The following is a 5,113-nucleotide window of genomic DNA, read 5'->3' as shown; positions in this document are numbered from 1 at the left end:
GGAGCGCCCTGACCTCCGCCGCCGCCCCCCACGCCACCCGCCCCGCCGTCACCGAACAACCCCCCGGCATGTCCGCCGACGCCGCCGGTGCCACCGCCGCCACCACCGACTCCGCCGGCGCCACCAGACCCGAACACCAATGCGCCATGCCCTCCGGCACCGCCGGCGCCGCCCCCAGCGCCGCCGGCTCCTCCGCTGCCGCCCGAACCGAATAACAACGTGCCGCCTCCGCCGGCGCCGCCGTTGGCTCCGATGCCGCCCGCGCCGCCGGTACCGCCGTTGCCGTAGAGCCAGCCACCACTGCCGCCATATCCACCGGAAGCACCGGCCCCGCCGGCCCCTCCGGTGCCGCCGCTGCCCAGCAGTCCGGCGCTGCCGCCGTTGCCACCGGGCTGGCCGGCCGCGCCGGGGGCGCCGTTGCCCCCGTTGCCCCACAGCAGTCCGCCGTCGCCACCGTTGCCGCCCGGTGTCGTCGCGCTGACACCGTCGCCGACCAGCGGACGGCCGAGAAGCAACTCCGTGGGCGCGTTGATCAAGTCCAAGACAACGGACTCGGCGCTGCTGGCCTCCGCCGAGAGATACGAACCCGCCGCACCGGACAGGGTTCGCACGAATTGCTCATGGAACGCCGCCGCCTGCGCACTCAGCATCTGATACTGCTGACCGTGTACACCGAACAGCGCCGCGATTTGCGCTGACACTTCATCGGCGCCCGCTGCCAACACCTGTGTCGTCGACGAGGCGGCTGCGGCGTTGGCCGCATTTATGCCGGAGCCGATTCCCGTCAAATCTCCGGCGGCATTCGCTACGAATTCCGGAGAAATCAACACAAACGACATCTATCAGCTCCTATCGCAGGGCGCGGTGCAATGGAGCCCAGCGGGGCGCTGGGCCGGACCGACATTAATGCGAAAGGTGGTGTGACACAAGAAAAATGAGCAAATTTTGCCATTTGTAGAATGGCGTGGGCAAATGTTGTTTTTTGTTGCGGTGCTGATCAAAGAGCGGCCTTTGTCGAAGTGGTTGAGCAAATGGCTGCTTCTGTTGACGCAAGGTAAGCAAAAAGCCGTTTTTGTCGATTTTTGTCGATGGCGGCTTGGGTCCAGTCGGGGCTGTGCGTTGTCGACCCGCGAGGGGCGGGCGTCGCGCCGCGGGGGCGCCTTGCGGCGGCCCCCGCCCGCCGCCGGTCCGGGCCACGGGATACCGCACCGAGCGGGCAGCCGCGCGCCGCGAGGATTGAAAAATTGTTGAATCGCTATGGAATCAACGCTTTTCGGCGTTTTCGTTGGTTGTAAGGCCGATTGGCAGGGTGTTATACCTAGCTGGTCGCAGCGTCATAACTCTTAAGTGCCGCACCGCTGTGGTAATTGGTTCTCTCCTATCCCGAAAGGAAACTCCGATGGCTTATGGTGTGACCGCGCGAAATGGCTCGACGCAGCACAATACGGTTCCGCCGGGGTTTTACCGGGGGCGCCCCGCGCCGATTTCGCAACCGCCGGTCCGGCCTGCAGCGCCGCCGGCGGTGCGACCGGCGGCTCCGACGGAGCTGACGAAGGTCTCGATCTACCTCGACGAGCCAACCGACGCTTTCCTCGAAACAGTGCGTACCGCAGCACGTTTCGCGAAGCCACGGGTGGACGCAACGCGCAGTGCCGTGGTGCGGTTGGCGCTCAACCGGTTGGCGCAGCAACTGCCCCCGTCAGACCTCGTCGCCGAGTTGCAGCGCAAGGCGGCCACCCACACGGGGCCGGGGCGTAAACGCGCGTAACTCGACCGATGGTGGTTTGGCGCGCGTCGCGCTATTTCTTTCGGCAAATGTGATTGCTCAACCGGAACGGATTCAACCCTCGATAGCGGGCACCTGCGTGTCCTCGACGCCGGCATTTTCAAATGCGTCCAAAGCGCGAGTGGCCAAGGCGCGGCCGACGGCGATCACCTCGACCGCGCGGTGGAATTCCAGGCTGCGGCAGGTGGTGCGTGGCACCTCGATGAGCAGGTCCGGCGGATAGGCCGCCAGCGTGTGGCGGGCCAGCGCGGACTGGGCGATGTCGATCGTCCGGTTCATCACCTCGAAGCTGCCCAGCCTGGGCACTTCGGGTGCGTCGTCGTCGGTCGGGTCGGAAGAGTCTGACCAGTCGTCTGGGGGAGTGGCGCCGAACCGGCTCAGGACCGCCCGCGCCGTCGGCCGGTCCAGCAGCGACTTGGCGGCGTTGGTGTCGAGCAGTGCGGTGGTGCTGCGCACCATCCTGTTCAGCCATTCGGCGGTCATGCCCGGCTCGGCGTCCCGCGTGGCTCCCGGTTCGCTGCCGTTGAGGCTGACCGCGATGGTGAGGTCGGCGTTCACGGCCGCGACCGGCGCCATCGGCAGCGGGTCGAGGATGCCGCCGTCGGCCAGCAAGCGTCCGCCCACCTCGTGCGGGGCGATCACACCGGGTATGGCGATCGACGCGCGGATTGCCTCGTCCACCGGGCCGCGCTGAAACCACACCGACTTGCCGGCCAAAAGATCGGTGGCCACCGCCGTGTAGGGAACCGACAGCTGCTCGATGGTCACCGGTCCCAGGATGTCGCGCACCGCGTCCAGGATCTTCTCCGCCCGCAGCACTCCGGCGGCGGTGAGCGAGGGATCGAGCAGCCGGAGGATGGTGCGTTGGGTAAGCGATTTCGCCCAGTCCGCGAGCTCGTTCAGGCGTCCGGCGGCCTGCACCCCGCCCACCAAAGCGCCCATCGACGAGCCGGCGATGCCGACGATCTCATAACCCCGGTCCTCCAGCTCTTGGATCACACCAATGTGGGCGTAGCCACGGGCGCCGCCGCTGCCCAGCGCCAGCGCGACGCGACGTCCAGATGTCGCATGAAGGCGAAGGGGGATCGGTCCGGACATCCCCATATTGTGCTTGGCGGCAGGTTGCCGGTGGGAACCGGATGACAGTTTCGTGCAGGCGTGATTTCAAAGCGGACCCTGGCACGGACGGTCAACCGCACTCGCCCCGGCCGGCGGCTTGCGCCGCCACTATCACCGCCGCCTGACGCTCCGGGCCCAGCTCCGCCCAGCGCTTGTTCCAACTGCCCGCAAAGCCCGGGCCGGACTTCTGCACCATCGCCAGATACGGCTCGACCTGCGCTTCGCCGGTACCGCCCTGCGCATCCATCCACATTTTCGCTGCGTGGCAGGCCTGGAAGTACTCCTCTTCGGTCGACTCCGCGGGCGCGTCCACCCGGGTGGTGACACCGCCGGGGGACACCCCGATGGCGCCTGGGGGCAGCGAACTGGTTCCGGTTGCGGATCGGTCCGACGAGGACGTGGTTCTGCCGCCCTCGCCGCCGTGCGAGCAGCCGACGAAGGCCGGCACACAAACCAGCGCGCCGAGTATCGGCGCCCATCGTCGGTGTCCGCGCACGAGTCCCAATCTATGGGACACTGTCGGCGTGATGAAGCGGTTCGGATTTTGCGAGTGTTGTCGGCCCTGACGCGCCGCCGCTTGCCCAACCCGTTTCCCACTCCGGAGTTCTTCCATGGCTATGGCTCTTGCTCGTCCATACCCCACCTCGGCCGTCCCTAACTCGGGACCCACCCGGCTGCGGGTGCCCGATCTGCTGCACGTCACCGACCAGGCCGCCGACGACGTGCTGAGCGGGCGCTGCGACCACCTGCTGCCCGCGGGCGGTGTGCCCGACACAGAACGGTGGTTCACCCGCATTCACGGCGACGAGGAAATCGACATCTGGCTGATCAGCTGGGTCCCAGGGCACGCCACCGAATTGCACGACCACGGCGGCTCGCTGGGTGCGTTGACCGTGCTGTCCGGATCGCTCAGCGAATACCGTTGGGACGGAACGAAGTTGCGCCGACGTCGGCTGGATGCCGGTGACCAGGCGGGGTTTCCGCTGGGTTGGGTGCACGACGTGGTGTGGGCGCCGCGGCCCGCAGCCACCGCAACTCCGGCGCCCGTGGCGCCGACGTTGAGTGTGCACGCCTACTCGCCGCCGTTGACCGCGATGTCCTACTACGACGTCACCGAACGCAACACCCTGCGCCGCCAGCGCACCGAACTGACCGACCAACCGGAAGGGCCGTGATGAGCAGGATCGACCGGGTTCTGCAGGCCGCCCGCGGGCGTTATCACCGGCTGCCTGCCGAGCAGGTGCCCGAGGCGGTGCGGCGGGGAGCGGTGCTGGTCGATATCAGGCCGGCTGCGCAGCGGGCCCGCGAGGGCGAGGTTCCCGGTGCGTTGGTGATCGAGCGCAACGTCCTGGAATGGCGCTGCGACCCGACCAGTGACGCCCGGCTGCCGCAGGCCGTCGGCGACGACGTCGAGTGGGTGATCCTGTGTTCGGAGGGCTACACGTCGAGCCTGGCCGCGGCGGCGCTGCTGGATCTGGGGTTGCGCCGCGCGACGGACGTGGTGGGCGGTTACCACGCGCTGGTCGCCGCGGGGGTGCTGGCCGACGCCGGTTCAGGCCAGGCCGGTGAACCCGTCTTGACCTAGGAGCTGTCCGCCAGGCCCGCCCTGGCCGGGGTTGCCCTTCGGCACGCCGTTGCCGCCGTTGCCGCCGTTGCCGCCTGGGCCAATGAGCACGGTGGTGCCACCGAGGCCGCCGGCGCCGCCGCCGGTCCCGGCGGCCGGGTTGCCGTCCGCTCCGGCGCCACCGGTGCCACCCATACCCAGCAACTGCCCGCCGGTACCGCCGTTCCCACCGGCACCGCCAGTGCCGGTGGTGGTGAGGCCGCCGGCGCCGCCGGCGCCGCCGCAACCGAGCAAGCCCGCGTTGCCGCCAATTCCGCCGAGGCCACCCTTTCCGTCCGCGCTGTTGCCTCCAAATCCGCCGGCACCGGCACTGGAGAACAGGAGACCGGAGTTTCCACCGTGACCCCCGGTGCCGCCGACCCCCTTGCCGGACGCTCCGCCGTTTCCGCCGACGCCGCCACTACCGAACAGCGTCCCGGCATTACCGCCGGCGCCGCCGGCGCCGCCGGCACCGTCAGCTCCTAACATTCCGGCGCCGGCGGGGCCGGTGGGCTGCTCGGCGGCGGCGGCCTCGGTGGGCCGGGCGGGTCGGGCAGCGGCGGTGCAGGGACCGGGGCATTCTCCAAGGCCGGCCCGGGCGGATT

At 69.1% G+C, this 5,113-nt stretch carries 6 protein-coding genes and 1 pseudogene; 3 read left to right on the top strand and 4 right to left on the bottom strand.

Annotation, left to right across the window (positions count from 1 at the left end; genetic code table 11):
• The coding region (locus AWC08_RS00855) for a PE family protein (RefSeq protein WP_142283339.1) at positions 1-839 on the bottom strand (839 nt) is incomplete at its 3' end.
• 560 nt (positions 840-1,399) lie between these two features.
• Here AWC08_RS00855 and AWC08_RS00850 point away from each other — a divergent pair.
• Positions 1,400-1,768: a hypothetical protein gene (locus AWC08_RS00850; protein WP_065137146.1), complete on the top strand. Its 369-nt coding sequence runs from the start codon at positions 1,400-1,402 to the stop codon at positions 1,766-1,768.
• Between the two features lie 72 nt (positions 1,769-1,840).
• Here AWC08_RS00850 and AWC08_RS00845 read toward each other — a convergent pair whose 3' ends face one another.
• Positions 1,841-2,884: a patatin-like phospholipase family protein gene (locus AWC08_RS00845; protein WP_065137145.1), complete on the bottom strand. Its 1,044-nt coding sequence runs from the start codon at positions 2,882-2,884 to the stop codon at positions 1,841-1,843.
• Positions 2,885-2,975: 91 nt separating this feature from the next.
• Positions 2,976-3,401 carry a lipoprotein LpqV gene (locus tag AWC08_RS00840; protein ID WP_065137144.1) on the bottom strand — a complete coding sequence of 142 codons (426 nt, stop codon included), beginning with the start codon at positions 3,399-3,401 and terminating at the stop codon, positions 2,976-2,978.
• Positions 3,402-3,522: 121 nt separating this feature from the next.
• On the opposite strand from AWC08_RS00840, the gene AWC08_RS00835 reads away from it, so the two are divergent.
• Together AWC08_RS00835 and AWC08_RS00830 are read left to right on the top strand one after the other, a co-directional pair.
• Positions 3,523-4,080 (top strand): cupin domain-containing protein, encoded by a 558-nt coding sequence (locus tag AWC08_RS00835; RefSeq protein WP_082986759.1) that lies wholly within the window; start codon positions 3,523-3,525, stop codon positions 4,078-4,080.
• Positions 4,080-4,490 carry a rhodanese-like domain-containing protein gene (locus tag AWC08_RS00830; RefSeq protein WP_069435542.1) on the top strand — a complete coding sequence of 137 codons (411 nt, stop codon included), beginning with the start codon at positions 4,080-4,082 and terminating at the stop codon, positions 4,488-4,490. Before AWC08_RS00835 ends, AWC08_RS00830 begins: the two co-directional genes overlap by 1 nt.
• On the opposite strand, the pseudogene AWC08_RS00825 reads toward AWC08_RS00830, so the two are convergent.
• A pseudogene (locus tag AWC08_RS00825) lies at positions 4,458-5,113 on the bottom strand (hypothetical protein); the annotation flags it as partial. The gene AWC08_RS00830 and the pseudogene AWC08_RS00825 overlap by 33 nt on opposite strands.

It is taken from the genome of Mycobacterium gordonae, assembly GCF_002101675.1.
GTDB lineage: Bacteria > Actinomycetota > Actinomycetes > Mycobacteriales > Mycobacteriaceae > Mycobacterium > Mycobacterium gordonae.
Note: the sequence above shows the minus strand (reverse complement) of the source record. Positions and strands in the feature narration are given on the sequence as shown.